At 74.0% G+C, this 18,377-nt stretch carries 15 protein-coding genes; 8 read left to right on the top strand and 7 right to left on the bottom strand.

Going from position 1 to position 18,377, the window contains the following annotated elements; translation table 11 throughout:
- Positions 1-62: 62 nt before the first annotated feature.
- From ACGF7U_RS29860 to ACGF7U_RS29830, 7 genes are all read right to left on the bottom strand, one after another.
- On the bottom strand, positions 63-1,685 hold the full coding sequence (locus ACGF7U_RS29860) for a family 16 glycoside hydrolase (protein WP_393112362.1): 1,623 nt from the start codon (positions 1,683-1,685) through the stop codon (positions 63-65).
- Between the two features lie 110 nt (positions 1,686-1,795).
- The gene (locus ACGF7U_RS29855) at positions 1,796-3,166 is read right to left on the bottom strand and encodes a polysaccharide lyase family 1 protein (protein ID WP_393112360.1); all 1,371 of its coding nucleotides are present in this window, start codon (positions 3,164-3,166) and stop codon (positions 1,796-1,798) included.
- A 183-nt stretch (positions 3,167-3,349) separates the two neighbouring features.
- Positions 3,350-4,537, bottom strand: a complete 1,188-nt coding sequence (locus ACGF7U_RS29850) for a Gfo/Idh/MocA family protein (RefSeq protein WP_393112358.1) — start codon at positions 4,535-4,537, stop codon at positions 3,350-3,352.
- Between the two features lie 50 nt (positions 4,538-4,587).
- Positions 4,588-6,078, bottom strand: a complete 1,491-nt coding sequence (locus ACGF7U_RS29845) for a mannitol dehydrogenase family protein (protein WP_393112356.1) — start codon at positions 6,076-6,078, stop codon at positions 4,588-4,590.
- Positions 6,069-7,373 (bottom strand): enolase C-terminal domain-like protein, encoded by a 1,305-nt coding sequence (locus tag ACGF7U_RS29840; protein ID WP_393112354.1) that lies wholly within the window; start codon positions 7,371-7,373, stop codon positions 6,069-6,071. Before ACGF7U_RS29840 ends, ACGF7U_RS29845 begins: the two co-directional genes overlap by 10 nt.
- Entirely contained in the window at positions 7,370-8,794 is a 1,425-nt protein-coding gene (gene uxaC / locus ACGF7U_RS29835; RefSeq protein ID WP_393112352.1) for a glucuronate isomerase, read from the bottom strand. Before uxaC ends, ACGF7U_RS29840 begins: the two co-directional genes overlap by 4 nt.
- A 30-nt stretch (positions 8,795-8,824) precedes the next feature.
- On the bottom strand, positions 8,825-10,153 hold the full coding sequence (locus tag ACGF7U_RS29830; RefSeq protein WP_393112350.1) for a Gfo/Idh/MocA family protein: 1,329 nt from the start codon (positions 10,151-10,153) through the stop codon (positions 8,825-8,827).
- 238 nt (positions 10,154-10,391) lie between these two features.
- On the opposite strand from ACGF7U_RS29830, the gene ACGF7U_RS29825 reads away from it, so the two are divergent.
- The 8 genes from ACGF7U_RS29825 (at position 10,392) to ACGF7U_RS29790 (ending at position 17,822) form a co-directional block, all read left to right on the top strand.
- The gene (locus tag ACGF7U_RS29825) at positions 10,392-11,522 is read left to right on the top strand and encodes a LacI family DNA-binding transcriptional regulator (RefSeq protein WP_393112348.1); all 1,131 of its coding nucleotides are present in this window, start codon (positions 10,392-10,394) and stop codon (positions 11,520-11,522) included.
- Between the two features lie 19 nt (positions 11,523-11,541).
- Positions 11,542-12,888: an ABC transporter substrate-binding protein gene (locus ACGF7U_RS29820; protein WP_393112346.1), complete on the top strand. Its 1,347-nt coding sequence runs from the start codon at positions 11,542-11,544 to the stop codon at positions 12,886-12,888.
- A 26-nt stretch (positions 12,889-12,914) separates the two neighbouring features.
- Complete coding sequence (locus ACGF7U_RS29815; RefSeq protein ID WP_393112344.1) at positions 12,915-13,898, top strand: carbohydrate ABC transporter permease; 984 nt, start codon at positions 12,915-12,917, stop codon at positions 13,896-13,898.
- A 125-nt stretch (positions 13,899-14,023) separates the two neighbouring features.
- Positions 14,024-14,785: a carbohydrate ABC transporter permease gene (locus ACGF7U_RS29810; protein WP_393112498.1), complete on the top strand. Its 762-nt coding sequence runs from the start codon at positions 14,024-14,026 to the stop codon at positions 14,783-14,785.
- Positions 14,782-15,402, top strand: a complete 621-nt coding sequence (locus ACGF7U_RS29805; protein ID WP_393112342.1) for a hypothetical protein — start codon at positions 14,782-14,784, stop codon at positions 15,400-15,402. The genes ACGF7U_RS29810 and ACGF7U_RS29805 overlap by 4 nt, the downstream gene beginning before the upstream one ends.
- Positions 15,399-16,250 (top strand): PmoA family protein, encoded by an 852-nt coding sequence (locus ACGF7U_RS29800; RefSeq protein WP_393112340.1) that lies wholly within the window; start codon positions 15,399-15,401, stop codon positions 16,248-16,250. Before ACGF7U_RS29805 ends, ACGF7U_RS29800 begins: the two co-directional genes overlap by 4 nt.
- Positions 16,247-17,233, top strand: coding sequence for a sugar kinase (locus ACGF7U_RS29795; RefSeq protein WP_393112338.1), 987 nt, complete (start codon positions 16,247-16,249; stop codon positions 17,231-17,233). The genes ACGF7U_RS29800 and ACGF7U_RS29795 overlap by 4 nt, the downstream gene beginning before the upstream one ends.
- A complete protein-coding gene (locus ACGF7U_RS29790) occupies positions 17,220-17,822 on the top strand; it encodes a bifunctional 4-hydroxy-2-oxoglutarate aldolase/2-dehydro-3-deoxy-phosphogluconate aldolase (protein ID WP_393112336.1) in 603 nt (200 codons plus the stop codon). The genes ACGF7U_RS29795 and ACGF7U_RS29790 overlap by 14 nt, the downstream gene beginning before the upstream one ends.
- The last annotated feature ends 555 nt before the right edge of the window (positions 17,823-18,377 follow it).

Genomic DNA, 18,377 nt, shown 5'->3' with positions numbered 1-18,377 from the left:
CCCCGACCGCCGGGCCGGTGCCCGGCGCCGAACCGGGCCCGGCGGTGCGGGGAGACGAACGGTCAGTAGGGGAGCCGGCCGGTGCCGGCGCCCGCCGTGACGACCGACTTCACGGCGGCCGGGTCGGTCAGCGTGTACGGGTAGAACGTGCGCGGCTCCTGGACGGTGCCGCCCGCGTCGCCGGGCTCGCTGGTGCCGGCGAGCACGTTGTCGCGGGCGACCATCCGGCCCCGGTCCCCGGCGTAGCTGATCGACCAGGGCACCTCGACGTCCTCGAAGTAGTTGCCCTCGACCACGCAGCCGGCGTCGAGCTGGCAGGCCACGCCGACGTCGGTGTTGTAGACGAAGTAGTTGTTGAACACGTGCACCGGGTCGCCGTAGCGGACCCGCGGGTTGCGCTGTGGCGTCCGGTCGAACCAGTTGTGGTGGTACGTGACCTTCAGGTTGCCGACGTCCTGGGCGGCGTTGCGGTCGTCGTGCCCGAGCAGCATGTTCTTCGTGTGGTGGTGGGTGTGGTTCCAGGACACCGTCACGTAGCTGGCGCCCCGCTTGATGTCGATCAGCCCGTCGTAGCCGTACGCCAGGTCGTTGTGGTCGATCCAGACGTGGTGGGAGAACATCTGCACGTTGATCGCGTCGTCGACGGTGTTGCGGAAGTTGAGGTTCCGCACGATCACGTTGTGCACGGCGTTCGCCGGCGGGCTGGTCGCGTCGCTGACCGGCAGGCCGATGTTCAGCCCGCCGCCGGTGATGCCGGAGTTCGCGCCGACGCCGACGATGGTCTTGTCCGAGGTGACGTCGTGCATCGGGCCGGGCAGCGCGATCATCCCGTCCACCCGCACGGTCAGCGGGCCGGCCGTGCCGATCGCGGTGAGCAACTCGGCGGCGGTGTCCACCGTGACGGTGGGGCCGCCCGCCCCGCCGGTGGTGCCGTCCTGGCCGAGCGCGTCGACCGAGGCGAACCCGATCGGCGGGGCGCCCGGGTCGATCGGCGGGCCCGTGGGCGGCAGGGTCGGTCCGCCGCTCGGCCCGCCCGTGGGCGGCGCCCCGGTCGCCGTGGCCACCTCGACGTCGTCGAAGGTGGCGCTGGCGTACGAGGTGGCCAGGCCGATGCGCCCGGCGGCGAACGTCGCGTCGGTGGCCTGCACCAGCAGCGCGCCGTCGACGTAGCCGCGCAGCGAACTGCCGACCGCCTCCAGGCGCAGGGTCGCCCAGGCGCCCACGGTGACCCCGGCGGGGGCGGAGCCGAGCGACACCGGGTCGCCGCCGGAGCGGCGGATCAGCTGCACGCCGCCGCTCGCGGTCACCACCAGCGCGTAGTAGCTGCTGGTGCTCTGCGCCCGGGCGACGACCCCGACGTGCCGGTTCGCCCCGCCGAAGCCGGTCGGCCGGACCCGGGCCTGCACCCCGTAGTCCGTCCAGGTGCCCGCGCCGGCCAGGGCGCGGGCGTCGCTGCCGGTGCCGGACTGGCGGTAGGCGTACGAGCCGTCGGTGACCACCGACCAGCTCCCGCCGGAGCGGGACCACCCGTCGGCCGCGCCGTCGGAGAACGTGTCGGTGAACAGGGTGCCGGCGTGCGCCGACGAGGTGCTCACGAGCACCGTGCCGGCGGCCAGGGCGACGGCGGTGAGCGCCGCGCCGAGCAGCCTCGTGGGGCGCGGCCGGGGGCGGGGTGTCCGCTTCATGGTGGACCTCCTGGTGGTGGGGGTGGCACCGGTGGGCCGCCGCGCTGAGCGCCGGGCACGGCGGCCCACCGGCCGTCCGGTCGCCGCGCGGGACGGCGCGACGCCGGCGTCTACAGGGGCAGCCGGTCCGCGCCGGCCAGCGCGCCCACGACCGCCGGCACCGCGGGCGCCGGCAGCACGGGGGCGCGTCGCAGGGTCGGCGTCCAACCGGCGTCCGGGGCCAGGTCCGGCTCGTGCGCCGCGTTGTACGCGCCCACCAGGTCGACCGGCCGGGCCCGGTCGCCGGCGGCGCGCACCCAGTTGCCGCGGGTGGTGACGGCGGTGCCGCCCCAGTCGTACAGCAGGTCGGCGGCCGCGACGCCGGCGCCGAGGCTGAAGAAGTTGTGCTCGGCGACCACGGCCGACTGGACCCCGACGCCGATCGCGTACGCGAACCCGTCGCCGGCCAGCCGGTAGTGGTTGTTCCACACGTCGACCTGGCCGAAGCGCACCCTGGGCAGCCGCTGGAGCACCCCGTCGAAGAGGTTGTGGCGCACGCTCACCCTGAGCCGCCCGACGTCCGGGCCGACCGTGTTGGACGAGCCGATCAGCATGACCTTGTCCCGCCCGACGAACCTGTTGTACGAGACGGTCACCAGGCTCGCGGTGTGCGTCACGTCCACCGACCCGTCGTGCACCTGGTACGGCCGGCCGAAGCGCAGCGGCTGGCCGCTGTCGGGGTTGTCGCCGTCGGTGAACGTGTTGTGGTCGATCCAGACGTGCTCGCTGCGGCGGACCGAGACCTGGTCGTACTGGGAGTTCCAGTTGCCGGCCTCGCCGTCGGTCGGGGACCAGGCGGGGAAGCAGTCCCGGGCGTCGTCGAAGGTCAGGTTCCGCACGATCGTGTTGTGCGCGCCGTCGAGCATCAGCGTCAGCCCGGTCAGCCGGGCGCCGCGCAGGCCGACGATCGTCGTGTTCGGCCCCACGTTGATCTGGGTCTGCCGGGTCTGGTTCGCCACCGAGCGCACCCGCGCGGCCTCCAGCGGCCCGCTCGGCGCCACCCGCCCCCAGACCGCCGGGTCGTACGCGGCCAGGTAGGCCGCCAGCGAGTACTCCGGGTCGGCGAGGTCGGCGCAGTCCAGCGGGGTCCCGGTGGGCCCCTCGAAGCCGTCGACCACGCCCTCGACGTAGATGATCTTCGGGGTGGCGTTGCCCCGGTTCGTGGCGTTGTCTCCGCCGAGGGCCGCGACGAGCTCGGCCCGGCTGGAGACCACGTGCACCCGGTCGGGCGTCGCGGCGGCGCCGCCGGTGGTGCCGGCGCCCTCGGCCGCCCAGCCGTCCCCGGCCGGCAGTGCCTGCCGGCCGAGGTGTCGGGCGGCCCGGGAGAGCCCGTCGCCGGCCGCGTCGACCGTGCCGTCCCGGGCCGGGGCGGCCGGCGCGCTCCCGGGTGTCGCCACGAGCGTGGCGGCGATCAACGCCCCGCCCACTGCCTGCTTCCACATGACTCGGACCACCTGTTCGTCGCCGCTTTCGATATGGGCAACGGTAGGTTTAGCGATTTATGCGAGTCAATGAGTACCGTGTGCAGGAATGTTGCAACAGATCCCGATCGGCCGGTATCGTCCCGACCACCTGAGGTCGGGTTGGCGCCCCTATGTCCGATATGGACCCGCCCCGCGGGCCGGTCAGTTGCAGCGCGTTGCGGTCCCTCCCGCCCCCGCCAGGTCCCTGCGGTGCGGCCGTACCGCCCACGGCACCCCCAGCTCCGACAGCAGCGCACCCTCCTCGGCCGCCCGGCGCAGCAGCCGGTTGACCCCGCGGACGGTCAGCACCCGGTCCGGCCCCGCGCCGGTGGCGGTGACGAGATCCCCGCCGAGGGGCGTCGGCTCCGGGGCGGCCGCGACCGCCTCCAGCACCGCCGTGAACGGCGCCGTCCGGGCCAACGGAGCGATCAGCGGTACGCCCACCGGGTCGGCCCGGTGGGCGAGCAGGTTCTCCAGCAGCCCGCGCCGGCCCGGCACCTCGCGCGGGCCGGCGTCGCCCGGCAGCAGCAACCGGTCGGTCGGATACTCCAGTACGGCCCGCCCGGCGGTGCCGGTCACGATCACCTCGCCGGCGACGAGGTCCTCGCCGGCCAGGGTCACCGCCGCGACGACCGGCGGCCCCGAGCGCGAGCACACCCGCAGGGTGGCCGTGTCGTCCACCTCGATCGGCCGGACCCGGTAGCGCTCCACCTCGATGCGCACCGGTTCCACCGGCCCGTCCCCGACCGCCTCGGCCACCGCCAGGCACTGCATCACCGCGTGCGCCAGCGGGTTGGCCAGGGCGCCGTCGAGCACCGGCCGCCCGTGCAGGGTCCGCCGCCCGGCCCACGGCGCCCGCGCGTAGTAGCCGTCGGGGCGCTGCCAGGCCGCCACCGTGGCGATGCCGGTGACGCTGCCGAGCCGCCCCGCCCGGACCGCGCCGGTCAGCTCGGCCAGCGCCGCCGAGCCGAGCGCCTGGAAACCGACCTGGCAGACCCGACCCGTCGCCGCGAGCGCGGCGGCCAGCTCCCGGTGCTCGGCGGTGCTGAGCACCGGTGGCTTCTCCAGCAGCACGTCGGCGCCGGCGGCGAGGCAGTCCAGGGCGATCGGCAGGTGGGTGTGCGGCGGGGTGCACACCACCACCACGTCCGGCCGGGTCGCCCGCAGCATCTCCCGGTGGTCGGTGCCGACCAGCGTGCCGTCCGGCACCGGCGCCACCGGGTCGTCCTCGACCGGGCGCACGTCGACCAGGGCGACCAGTCGCAGCCGCCCGGCGGCGTGCAGCGGGGCGACGACCCGCCGGTGCCACCGTCCGTGCCCGTTCGCCCCGACCACCGCGATCCTGGGCACGGCCCCCGTCGCAGGCGTCGGCGCCCGCACCGGGCCCGCCGGCTCGGCCGTCACCGGGCACCGGCCAGCGTCGCGGCGACCCCGTGCCGCTCCAGCGCGGTCAGCCAGCCGGTCACGTCCGCGCGGACCTCGTCGTCCTCGGCCACCTCGGCGGGAAAGACCTCGCGCAGCGCGAACACCGCGTCGACCGCCCCCGCCGGGGTCCGCGGGCCGGCGGCGAGCGCCGCGCGGATCTCCTCGGCGAGCGGGTCGGCCAGCGGCAGCGGGGCGCCGTCGTCGGCGTGGCCGAGGGCGAAGCGCAGCCAGGCGGCCACCACCAAGGTCGCCCAGCGCGCCGAGCGGCCACCGGCCCGCAGGTCGGCGATCGTGTGCAGGACCCGCTGCGGCAGCTTCTGCGAGCCGTCCATGGCCACCTGGAGGGTGCGGTGGTGGATCGCCGGGTTGGCGAACCGGGCCAGCACCTCCTCGCCGTACGCGACGACGGAGACGCCCTCGGGCGGGTCGAAGCTCGCGGCCACGTCCTCGGCGACCAGTCGGCGCAACACCGTCGTCAGGTGCGGCAGGGCGAGCGCGTCGGCGATCGTCTCGCGGCCGGCGAGCGCGCCCAGGTACGCGGCGGCCGAGTGCACCCCGTTGAGAGCACGCAGCTTCAACCGCTCCCACGGGCCCGCGTCGTCGGTGAGCACCGCGCCGGCACGTTCCCAGTCCGGCCGGCCGCCCGGGAAGTCGTCCTCCACCACCCACTGCCGGTACGGCTCGGCGGCCACCGCGGCCAGGTCGACGACCCCGAGCGCCCGCTCGGCGGCGGCGAGGGTCTGCCCCGTGCTGGCCGGCACGATCCGGTCCACCATGGTGCCGGGGAAGCTGACGCACCCGCGTACCCAGGCGGCGAGCGCCTCGGGCGCGCCCGCGTACGCCATCGACTGCTCGACCAGGCCGCGCAGCCGGCGGCCGTTGGCGGGCAGGTTGTCGCAGCTGAGCAGGGCCAGCGGCGGGCCCTGCGCGGCGGCGCGGGCGAGCAACCCGCGCAGCAGCAGGCCCGGCACGGTCCCCGGCGGCCGGTCGGTGCCCAGGTCGGCGGCGACCTCCGGGTCCGGCCGCAGCCGCCCGGTCACCGGGTCGAGCTGGTACGCCTTCTCGGTGACGGTGAGGGTGACCACCCGGATCGCCGGGTCCGCCAGCAGCGCCACCACGGCGGCCGGGTCGGCGGCGGCGTGCCGCGTCCCGGCCAGCGCGCCGATCACCCGGGTGTGGCACCCCTGCGCGCTGGTGGTGGTGACGCTGAACAGGTGGTCCTGCGCGGCCAGCGCCGCCACCACGTCCGGGCTGCGCGGCGCCACGCCGACGATGCCCCAGTCGCCGCCGGCCCGCGCCATCGCCTCCTCGGTGTAGACGGCCTGGTGGGCGCGGTGGAACGCGCCCAGCCCGAGGTGGACGATCCCGGCCGGCACGGTGCCGGGGCGCAGCAGCGGGCGGCTCTCCAGCGGCAGCCGCCGCAGCGTCCCGAGGCCGAGCCGGGCGGCGCCCACGGTCACCGCCACGCCGGCCCGTCCGGGAAGCGGAACCGCGCGATCGACTCCTGCTTCATCGTGGCGCTGTAGCCGGGCGCCTCCGGCAGCAGGTAGCGGCCCCCGCGGGTGCGCACCGGGTCGACGAAGTGCTCGTGCAGGTGGTCGACGTACTCCACCATCCGCCCGTCGAGGCTGCCGCCGACGCGCAGGTAGTCGAAGACCGCCAGGTGCTGCACGTACTCGCACAGCCCCACGCCGCCGGCGTGCGGGCAGATCGGCACCCCGAACTTCGCCGCCAGCAGGATCTCGGCGAGGACCTCGTTGACCCCGCCGACCCGGCAGGCGTCGATCTGCATCACGCCGATGGCCTCGGCCTGGAGCAGCTGCTTGAAGATGACCCGGTTGGCCGCCACCTCGCCGGTGGCCACCCGGCACCGGCCCCCGGTCAGCTCCGTCACCGCCCGGGCGATCCGGGCGTGGCCGAGGATGTCGTCGGCGTGCGTCGGCTCCTCGATCCAGTACGGGTCCACCTCGGCCAGCGCGGTCATGTTGGTGATCGCCTCGTCGACGTCCCAGACCTGGTTGGCGTCCATCATCAGCAGCGCGTCCGGCCCGATCTCCGCCCGGATGATCCGCGCCCGGCGCAGGTCGTCGGCCGGCGGACCGCCGACCTTCATCTTCATCGCCCGCCACCCCTGCGCGTACGCCTGCCGGGTCAGCGCTCGGACCTTGTCGTCCGGGTAGCCCAGCCACCCCACCGACGTGGTGTACGACGGGAAGCCGTCCCGCTCCAGCTCGGCGCGGCGCTCGTCCAGCCCGACCAGCCCCTTGTCCAGGATGGCCGTGGCCTCGTCCGGGGTGAGCGCGTCGGTGATGTGGTGGAAGTCGATGCTGGCCACCAGCTCCGCGGTGGGCAGCTCGGCCAGCAGCTGCCACATCGGCTTGCCGGCGAGCTTGGCCCGCAGGTCCCAGACCGCGTTGACCAACGCGCCGGTGGCCATGTGGATGACGCCCTTCTCCGGGCCCAGCCAGCGCAGCTGCACGTCGGCGCTCAGCGACCGCCAGAACGCCACCGGGTCGGCGAAGATCTCCTCGACGGTCCGGCCGGTGACGTGGTGGGCGAGGGCCCGGATCGCCCCGCAGGTCAGCTCGTTGCCCCGGCCGTTGGTGAAGGTGAACCCGGCCCCGGTGACGCCAACGTCGGTGCGCAGCTCGACGTAGCTGGCCGAGTAGTCGCCCCGGTTGATCGCGTCCGAGCCGTCGCCCGCGGCGGCGGTCGGGAACCGCACGTCGTGCACGTCGACGGCGGTGACGGTGACACTCACAGGACACTCTCTCCGATCTTGAAGACCTTCTTCGGCAGCCGGTACGCCAGGTCGACGATGGTCTCGCCGGCCTCGTCCTCGCCGAGGCGGTGCTCGGTGACCAGCCGGGCCAGGTAGGCGGCGTCGACGCGGCGGGCCACGTCGTGGCGTACCGGGATCGAGCAGAACGCGCGGGTGTCGTCGACGAACCCGGCGGTGTTGTAGAAGCCCGCGGACTCGGTGACCGACTCGCGGAACCGGCGCAGCACCTCCGGCGAGTCCAGGAACCACCAGGGCGCGCCCAGGTAGAGGGCGGCGTACCCGCCCGCCAGCGGCGCGAGTTCCCGGGTGAAGGTGTACTCGTCGAGGGTGTAGAGCACCACCCGCAGCCTCGGGTCGTTGCCGTGCGCGTCGAGCAGCGGGGTCAGCGCGTGCAGGTACTCGGTGGCCTGCGGCAGGTCGCCGCCGACGTCGCGGCCGTGCCGCGCGTACAGCCAGCGGTTGTGGTTGCGCACCGCGCCCGGGTGCAACTGCATGACGAGCCCGTCGTCCAGCGACATCCGGGCGAACTCCAGCAGCATGTGCGCGCGGAACGCCTCCGCGTCGGCGGCGTCGGCGAGCCCGCGCAGCCCCCGGTCGTAGAGCCGGGCCGCCTGGTCCGCGCCCAGGTCGAGCGTGCGCGCGGTGGGGTGGCCGTGGTCGGAGGAGGTGGCGCCGGCGGCGACGAAGGCCGCCCGCCGCTGCCGCAGCGCCGCCAGGTAACCGGCGTACGTGCCGGTGTCCTCGCCGGTGATCCCGCCGAGCCGGGCGACGTTGTCGGCCCAGCCGTCGAACTCCATGTCGACCACGTTGTCCGGCCGGAACGTGGTGATCACCCGCCCGCCGGGGCCGCCCCAGCCGTCGGCGGCGAGCTTGGCGTGCTGGCCGAGGTCGTCCAGGGGCGACTCGGTGGTGGCGAGCACCTCGATGCCGAACCGCTCGAACAGCGCCCGGGGCCGGAACTCCGGCTCGGCCAGCCGGACCGCCAGCTCGTCGTAGACGGCGTCGGCCGTGGCCGGGGAGAGCGGGGTCTGGACCCCGAACACGTCGCGGAAGGTCTGTTCCAGCCACAGCCGGGAGGGGGTGCCCCGGAACAGGTGCCAGTGCGCGGCGAAGCGGCGCCAGATGACCCGGCCGTCGGTCTCCGCCGGGCTGCCGTCGACCGTGGGCACCCCCAGGTCGGCCGGGGGCACGCCCTGGCTGAGCAGCATCCGGGTGAGGTAGTGGTCGGGGACGATGAGCAGCCGCGCCGGGTCGGGGAACGGCCGGTCCTCGGCCAGGATCGCCGGGTCGACGTGCCCGTGCGGGGAGATGATCGGCTGGGGCGCGGCCAGCGCGTACAGCCGGCGGGCCACCGCGCGCTGCGCGGGGTCGGCGGGGAAGAGCAGGTCGGTCGTCGGCACGGGTGGGGCTCCTCGGAAGGTTTTCGCGGCTCAGGGGAGCTCGAGCAGGTCGGCGACCCGGACGGGGGCGCCGGTGGTGAAGGACCGGTTCGCGGCCAGCCCGGTGAGCAGGGCGAGGGCGCCGTCGCGGGCGGTCGCCGTGCGCCCCATGGGGTCGGGCTCGCCGCCGAAGAGGACCCGGGTCATCCGGGCGTCGGCGCCGCCGTGTCCGGACCGGGCCCGTCCCCGCACCGGCACGACCCGCGGCGGCGCCCAGAACGGGCGCAGGGTCAGCGTGGCGGAGCCGGACTCGACGGCGGCCTCGTCGCCGTGCAGCGCCGCGCCCTTGAGCGCGCCGGCCGCGCCCGGGCTGACGTGGTCGCTCTCCACCACCTCCAGCTCCAGCCGGCCCCGGCTGCCGTTGACCATCACCCGGTAGCCCTCGTAGGGGGCGTACGCGGTGAGGTGGTAGGTCATCGTCGCGCCGGTGGAGTAGCGGGCGAGCACCGCCATGTCGTCCTCGATCGTGACGCCGGGGGCGAAGACGTTGCGGTCGCGCTGGTAGCCGTCCTCGGCCTCGGCGTCGAGGTAGAGCTCACGCAGCCGCGGGTGCGCGTCGAGCCGCAGCGCGAACGGGTCGTCCTCGGCGGCGGGGGAGCCGTGCGCCCGGTCGTAGTCACGGGCGTAGCCGTGCCGCCGGCCGGCCTCGCCGTAGAAGAACAGCCGCCCGGCGGCGTACACCTCGACGGGGATGGCGTCCAGCCACCAGTTGACCAGGTCGAAGTGGTGGCCGGCCTTGTGCACCATCAGCCCGCCGGAGTGCGCCTTGTCCCGGTGCCAGCGGCGGAAGTAGTCCGCGCCGTGCCGCACGTCGAGCAGCCACTCGAAGTGCACCGAGCCCACCTCGCCGACCGCGCCCCCGGCGATCAGTTCGCGCAGCTTCTCGTGCAGCGGGTTGTAGCGGTAGTTGAAGGCGACCCGGACCTGCCGGCCGGTGTCGGCGACCGCGTCCAGGATCCGCCGGCAGCCCGCCACGTCGACGGTCATCGGCTTCTCGGTGATCACGTCGCAGCCGGCCCGCAGCGCCGTGTCGACGTGCGCGGCGTGGGTGTCGTCCACGCTGGTCACCACCAGCACGTCCACCCGCTCCTTGTCGAGCATCGCCGCCAGGTCACCGGCCCGGTACGTCGGCACCGGCGGGTGGCCCAGTTCGCCGAGCCACCGGTTGTGGGCGTCCATCCGGGCCTGGTTCACGTCGGCGAACGCGACCAGTTCGGCGGTGTCGGCGTGGTCGCGCACCAGCGACCGGACGAACATCTCGGCCCGGGACCCGGTGCCCACGAGGGCGTGGCGGACCCGCTGACCGGCTCTGGACGACATGGCGACCGCCTCCCCGGGTGCTGCAAAGGTTTGCAGCGAAATAACCACGCGCCGCGCCACGCCGTCAACGATCGATGTCAAACCGGCGGCATAGATCCGCTTTGATGGCGATTTAGCTACATGGTGGGAGCGCGGTCGAAACGCATCCGTAACCATCCGCCGTTGACACCGGCACAACCGTTTGCATTAATTGGCGGCACCTGACGTGACCCCAGCCACATTGGACGAAGGGCCCGCCGTGCCAGCCACCATCCGAGACGTCGCCCGGGCCTCCGGCGTGCACATCTCCACGGTCTCCCGCACGTTCTCGGCCCCGCACCTGGTCAACCCGGAGACCCGGGGACGGGTGCTGGCCTGTGCCGAGGAACTCGGCTACCGGCCCAACCGCGCCGCCCGCGCGCTCATCACCGGCCGTACGCACAACATCGGCCTGATCATCGCCGACATCGCCAACCCGTTCTTCCCGCCACTGATCAAGGCGGCGGAGAGCCAGGCGCGGCAGCGCGACTACCACGTCTTCGTGGCCGACACCAACGAGGACCCGGTGGCCGAGGAGGAGCTGGTCCACGCCCTCGCCAAGCAGGTCGACGGGGTGCTGCTGTGCAGCCCCCGGATGAGCAACAGCCTGATCGAGCAGCTCAGCCGCGAGGTGCCGCTGGTGGTGATAAACCGCCAGGTCGCCGGCCTGCCCTGCGTCACCATGGACGTGGGCCAGGGCGCCCGGTCCGCGGTCGAGCACCTGACCGGCCTCGGCCACCGGCGGATCGCGCTGCTCAGCGGGCCGCGCGGCTCGTGGACCAGCCGGGAGATCCGGCGCGCGGCCGGCGTCGCGGCCCGGGCCGGCGGCGCCGAACTGACCGTGCTCGGCCCCAACCAGCCCACCGAGACCGGCGGCGGGGCCCTCGCCGAGCAGGTCCGCCGCAGCGAGGTCACCGCGGTCCTCGCCTACAACGACCTGATGGCGATCGGCCTGATCGAGGAACTCGACGCCATCGGACTCCGCGTCCCCCGGGACGTCAGCGTCGTCGGCATCGACGACATCACCCTGAGCCGGCTCACCCGGCCCAAGTTGACGACGGTGGCCACGCCGACCGCGGCCGCCGGCCGGACGGCCGTCGACATGCTCCTGCAACACGACACCGTCGCCGCCCGCGGATCACGCGGCGGCGGCCGGAGCGGCGCCAGCGACGACCGTCGTACCACCGCACAGGTAATGCTCCAGACCGAACTGGTCATCCGCGACTCGACCGCAGCCGTGCCGGCTGACGGTCGGCCCCGCCCCGAAGCCGGGTTGGTCACCCCGGGCCCGCATCGCCTTGCGGGCCCGGGTCGCCCGACCGTGGCCACCGGCGGTGTCGTCGCCTCCTAACGCCAAGGAGTGAGCGCACATGCACCCCGCAACGCCCCCCACCACTGGCACGCCGGCCGTGCCCGTTCACCGTACCCCTGTCCACCGACGGCGGCTGATCCGCGGCCTCCTCGCCGCGGTCGTCGCCCTGCCCCTGGTCCTCGGCGCCGCCGGGTGCGGCGACGACGAGGCCAGCACCGATCCGAACGCCCCGGTCAAGCTCTCCATCTTCTGGTGGGGCGGTGAGGCCCGGGCCAAGCTGACCGAGGAGGCCCTCGCCCTCTACACCAAGAAGCACCCCAACGTCACCTTCGAGAAGACCTGGCAGGCCAACCAGGGCTACTTCGACAAGCTGGCCACCCTCACCGCCGGCGGCAACCCGCCGGACATCTTCCAGATCGACGACAACTACCTGGCCGAGTACGCGGCCCGCAGCACCACCCTCGACCTGACGTCCTACAAGGACTCCGGCGACCTCGACGTCTCCAAGTTCCCCAAGAGCCTCTGGCAGTACGGCGTGGTCGACGGCAAGCTCGCCGGCCTGGCCGCCGGGGAGAACACCCAGGGCCTGGTCTACAACAGGACGCTGCTGACGAAGAACGGCCTGCCCGAGCCGACCACGGGGATGAGCTGGGAGGAGCACATCGCCTGGGCCGAGCAGGTGGCGAAGAAGACCAAGGTCCCCGGCACCCAGGACCCGAGCGCCGACTACAAGGCGTTCTGGGTCTGGCTGCGCCAGCAGGGGAAAGACCTCTACAAGGGCAGGGAGCTCGGCTTCACCGCCGAGGACGTGACGAAGTGGTTCGAGCTGTGGAAGGGGGCCCGGGACCGGGGCGCCACCCCGACCCCCGACGTCATCCACGAGGGCAACGCCACCGACATCACCAAGCAGCTCGTGGTCACCGGCAAGGCCGCCACCAGCTGGGTCTGGGTCAACCAGATGCCGGAGCTGAAGAAGAACACGAAGGACGAGCTGGGCGTGGTCGCCTACCCCGGCGACCCGAGCGCCCAGTGGGCCCGCGCCTCCATGTACTGGTCGGTGTTCAAGGGCAGCAAGCACCGCGACGTCGCGGTCGACGTGATCAACTTCCTGGCCAACGACGCCGAGGCCGTCAAGATCCTCGGTACCGACCGGGGCCTGCCGTCCAACCTCGACCTGCGTCGCGTGGTCAGCGACGACGTCACCGACCCGGCGATGAAGCAGTCGATCCAGGTCGAGTCCGACCTGGCCCAGAAGTTCGGCGAGGCGCCGCAGGTCCCGCTCAAGGGGCACAGCAAGATCCGCGCCGAGCTGACCAAGGCCGCCGAGAACGCGCAGTACGGCCGGGCCACCCCCGCCCAGGCGGCGGAGCAGTTCGTCGCCGCCTGCACGTCCGCGATCGCCTGACCCCAGGCACGGAGAGGAGCCGGCTCGTGGCCCTGACCACGGCGCCCGGCCCGACCCGACCGCGTACCGGATCCGTCCCGACCCCCGCCGGCAGGCGCGGGGCCGGGCGGACCGGGCACCGCGAGGGACTGGCCGGTTATGTCTTCCTGTCGCCCTGGCTGCTCGGCCTGCTGGCCGTCACGGCGATACCCATGCTCTTGTCGCTCTACCTGAGCTTCACCAACTACGACATCCTCACCCCCTGGTCCGAGGTCAAGTGGGTCGGGCTGGCCAACTACGAGCGGATGTTCACCGCCGACCCGTCCTACTGGCACTCGGTGCGGGTGACGCTCACCTTCGCGCTGGTGGCCGTGCCGCTGAAGCTGGCCGCGGCGCTCGGGGTGGCGCTGCTGCTCAACCGCGCCTGGCGCGGCGTCGGCCTCTTCCGCGGCCTGTTCTACCTGCCGTCCCTGCTCGGCGGCAGCGTCGCGCTGGCCATCGTCTGGGTCAACATGTTCAACCGCGAGGGCGCCTTCAACTCGCTGCTGAGCGTCTTCGGCATCCAGGGCAAGCCCTGGGTCAACGACCCCGACTGGGCGCTGGAGACCCTGATGGTGCTCGCCATCTGGCAGTTCGGCGCGCCCATGGTGATCTTCCTGGCCGGCCTGAAGCAGGTGCCCACCGAGCTCTACGAGGCCGCCTCCGTCGACGGCGCCGGCACGTGGCGGCAGTTCCGCAACGTCACCCTGCCGATGCTCTCGCCGGTGATCTTCTTCAACCTCGTGCTGGAGACCATCAACGGCTTCCAGGGCTTCACCGCCGCGTTCGTGCTCAGCAACGGCACCGGCGGCCCGGTCGACTCCACCCTGATGTACACGCTGAACCTCTACATCACCGGCTTCACCGACCTGGAGATGGGCTACGCCTCCGCCATGGCGTGGGTCTTCCTGGTCGCCATCGCCATCATCACCGCCATCTTCTTCAGCACCGGACGCTTCTGGGTGCACTACTCCGACGGGGAGGACCGGTGACAGCCACGGCAGCAGCCCCGCCGGCGACCGGGCGGCGCGGCCCGCGCCGCGCCGGCGGCGGGCAGGCCCTGCGCCTGCTCGTCCTGATCGCGATCGTCGCGGTCGTGCTCTACCCGCTGTTCTGGATGATCGGTACGTCGCTGAAGAGCCAGGAGGAGATCGTCAGCAACATCGGCCTGCTGCCGGAGGAGTTCACCCCCGGCAACTACGCCGACGGGTGGACGAACTTCGACCTCAGCTTCGGCCGGTTCTTCCTGAACAGCGCCATGGTCAGCCTGCTGACCGTGATCGGCAACGCGGTCAGCTGCCTGCTCGCCGCGTACGCCTTCGCCCGGCTGCGGTTCCGGCTGCGCGGCGTCTGGTTCGCCGTCATGATCGGGACGCTGCTGCTCCCCGGCCACGTGCTGATCGTGCCGCAGTACATCCTCTTCCGCAGCCTCGGCCTGGTCGGCGGCGACTGGCCGTACCTGCCGCTGCTGATCCCGCAGTTCCTGGCCACCGAGGCGTTCTTCGTCTTCCTGATGGTGCAGTTCATGCGGGGCATCCCGCGTGAACTCGACGAGGCCGCCAAGATCGACGGCGCGAACGCCTTCGGCATCTTCCGGCACGTCATCCTGCCGCTGAGCCGGCCGGCGCTGGTCACCACGGCGATCTTCTCGTTCATCTGGACCTGGAACGACTTCTTCCGCCAGCTCGTCTTCCTCTCCGACCTCGAGGACTACACGGTGCCGGTGGCGCTGACCCTGTTCATCGACTCGACCAGCCAGAGCGCCGTCGGCCCGATGTTCGCCATGTCGGTGCTCTCGCTGCTGCCGGTGTTCCTGTTCTTCGTGGCCTTCCAGCGGATGCTGGTCGAGGGCATCAACACCAGCGGGCTCAAGGGATGAGAAACGACCGGGACGACGGGCCCGTCCGCCGCGACTGGCGAGACGTGCTCACCGACGCCACCGACCTGGCCGTGCTCGGCATCGCGCTGACCCTGGCCGCCCTGCCGGTGGTCACCTCGGCGGCGGCCGTCGCCGCCGCCAGCGCGGCCGTGCACGACCGGTACACCGACGGGTCCTGGCCCAGCGCGCGGGAGAACCTCACCCGGTTCGGCCGGGCGCTGCTGCCCGGCGCCGGGGTGAGCGTGCTGGCGGTCGCCGTCCTCGGCCTGCTCGCCCTGGACCTCGCCGCGCTGGCCGACGGCAGGGTTCCGGGCGGGGCGCCGCTGCTGCTGGTCACCACGCTGGTCGTCGCCGCCGTGGCCGGGTACGCCGCGCTGGCGGTCGTGGAGATCGGCCGCGCCGGCGGGCGCGGCTGGCGGGACGCGGCCCGCACAGCCGCCGGTGTCTGCCGCGCCCGCCCCGGCAGCTGGGCCGCCGCGGGCGGGGTGAGCGCCGTCGCCGCGCTGCTCGCCGTCCTGGTCACCCCGGTCGCGGTGCCCGTCCTCGCCGGGTACGCCGTCGCCGCCCTGCACGCGGTCGCCCGCCGGGCCGTGCTCGCCCCGGTGGGCCAGCCGTGACCGGCGACGACCGGCAGCTCAGCGTGGACGGCGTGCCGGTGGCCCGGTACGTCGTCGACCCCGCGATCGACCCCCGGCACGGGCCCCGCCCGTACCTGCATCCGGTGCGCACCCTCGGCGGCACGGTGGTCACCGACGCGTTCCCGGCCGACCACGTCTGGCACCTCGGCGCGTCCCTCGCCGTGCAGGACGTCGACGGCACCAACCTCTGGGGCGGGCGCACCTACGTCCGCGACGTCGGCTACACCTGGCGCGACGACCACGGCCGGATCGCGCACACCCGGTGGGAGACCCGGGACCCACAGCGGCTGGCGCACCATCTCCAGTGGCGCGACCCGAGCGGGTCGGTGCTGCTCACCGAGCGCCGGGAACTGGCCGCCCACCGGGTCGGCGACCGGGCGTGGGCCCTCGACGTCGGATACGCGCTGACCGCCCCCGCCGACCGGGACGTCACCCTGGGCAGCCCCGCCACCAACGGCCGACCCGGCGGCGCCGGCTACGGCGGCTTCTTCTGGCGGGCGGCCAGCGCCACTGCGGCCCGGGTGCGCACCGCCACCGCCGAGGGGGAGGAGGCGGTCAACGGCAGCGCCGAGCCCTGGCTGGCGTTCGCCGGCACCGGGCCGGACGGGTCCGCGTACACCCTCGTGCTGGCGGGGCTCGCGGACGGCGACCGGTGGTTCGTGCGGACCGCCATGTATCCGGGGGTCTGCGTCGCGTTCGCCTTCGACCGCCCCCGGGTGATCGCGGCGGGCACGAGCCACACCGGCCGGCACCGGGTGGTGGTCGCCGACGGGGACCTCGACCGGGCGACGGCCGCCGCCCTGGCCACCGGGCCGGTGCCGCGGTGACCGGGCCCGACCTGGTCACGGTCGGCGAGACGATGGTCGTGCTCACCCCCGGCGGAGCGGTGCCGCTGGACCGCGCCGAGGACCTCGCCGTCGGCGTCGGCGGGGCGGAGACCAACGTGGCCGGTTACCTGGCCCGGCTCGGTCACCACGCCCTCTGGGCCGGGCGGGTCGGCGACGACCCCTTCGGGCGCCTCGTCGTCCGGCACGTCGCCGAGGCCGGGGTCGACGTCCGCGCCGTGCACGTCGACCCGGACGCCCCCACCGGCCTGTACGTCAAGGATCCCGCCCCCGGCGGCACCCGCGTGCACTACTACCGGGCCGGCTCGGCGGCCTCCCGACTCGACCGCACCGTGCTGGACGACCCCCGCCTCACCGGCGCGCGCGTGCTGCACCTCTCCGGCATCACGGCCGCCCTCTCCGGATCCTGCCGGGCGCTGGTGGAACACGCCGTCACCCGGCGGCCGCTGGCCGGCGCGCTGGTCAGCTTCGACGTCAATTACCGTCCCGGGCTCTGGCCCGCCGCCCTGGCCGGGCCCGTGCTACACCGGCTCGCCGACCGCGCCGACCTGGTCTTCGTCGGCCTCGACGAGGCGCGGACGCTGTGGGGGGTCGAGGACCCCGACGACGTACGCCGCCTGCTGCCCGGCCCGGACACGGTGGTGGTCAAGGACGGGCCCGTGGCCGCGACCGCGCTGCCCCGACACGGACCGGCCACCGTCGTGCCGGCGCTGCCGGTCACCGTGGTGGAGCCGGTCGGCGCCGGCGACGCCTTCGCCGCCGGCTACCTGGCGGCCCTCCTGCGCGACCTCGATCCGGCGGCCCGGCTGCGGTGGGGGCACCTGCTCGCCGCCCACGCGCTCCGGGTGCCCGGGGACACCGCCCCGGTGCCGGCCGCCGACCGGCTCGCCGAGTTTGCCACCCTGCCCCCCGAACGCTGGACCACCCTCGACCTGTCGGAGGAACCGCTCGATGCCCGCACATGACTTTGCCCCGGTCTTCGGGACCGCCCGGGTGATGGTGATCCTGCGCGACCTGCCGGCCGACGAGACGCTCCGGCTCGCCCAGCGCGCCTGGGACCTCGGCATCGGGGTCGTCGAGGTGCCCGTCCGCACCCCGGAGGCCCTGACCGCACTGCGGAGGACGGTCGCCGCGGGTCGCGAGCGCGGCCGGCCGGTCGGGGCGGGCACGGTCTTCGCCGTCGAGCAGGTGGTTCGGGCGGCCGAGGCCGGCGCCGCGTTCACCGTCGCGCCCGGGCTCGACCTCGCCGTCGCGGACGCCGCGGCCGAGCGGGGCCTGCCGCACCTGCCCGGCGTCGCGACGCCCGGCGAGGCGCAGCGGGCCCGGGACCACGGGCTGCGGTGGCTCAAGGCGTTCCCGGCGGTCAGCCTCGGCCCGGCCTGGTTCCGGGCGGTCGCGGGGCCGCTGCCCGAGCTGCGCTTCGTCGCCACGGGAGGACTGGACGCGGGCAACGCGGGCGAGTTCCTCGCCGCCGGCGTACGGGTGGTGGCGGTGGGCTCCGCCCTGGCCGACCCCCGGCAGGTCGACCGGCTCGCCGAGCTGGCCGCGGGCTGACTCGGCGACCGGTTCCCCGGTTCCCCGGTTCCGCCGGCACCGTCGCGACCGGCTGGGTCTGTCCGGCGTGGAGCAGGAGCACGACTCGGGTCAGCCCCGCTGCGGCCAGTGCCGTCCCGGCTGTGACGCGCGACGCCCGTCGCCGATTTGACGATCTTCCCGCGGGCCGCGTAACTTTCTCTCTGCCAGCGCGGAACGGACGAAACAGGGCGAAAGTCCTGGAGGCCGGAGCGCGGGAACAATCTCGGGTTCGGGTGGGTTGGACTCATCGGAGCTCGGACCGGGTGGTGCCCCGGATTCGCTGGGAGGCGGATTTGGTGGGGCGGAGCTGACCGGGTATGGTTGTCGACCGGCAGGGAACCGGGCGTGTTCGTGGGAGACTGCGGCGGCCGGCTTGCCGGCATCCACTTTCGGGAGCGGCGGGAGCCGGTCCTGTTGTGGTGCTCGGAATTGGGTTGACGTGGTGCGGATCGCTGCGAAGCGGTTTGACACGGCGGAAATCACCGGGTAACGTGGTAAAAGTGCCCGGCGCGGGATTGCGTCGGGGATGGTGAA

The sequence above is a fragment of the Micromonospora sp. NPDC047670 genome (assembly GCF_043204915.1).
Lineage (GTDB): Bacteria > Actinomycetota > Actinomycetes > Mycobacteriales > Micromonosporaceae > Micromonospora.
Note: the sequence above shows the minus strand (reverse complement) of the source record. Positions and strands in the feature narration are given on the sequence as shown.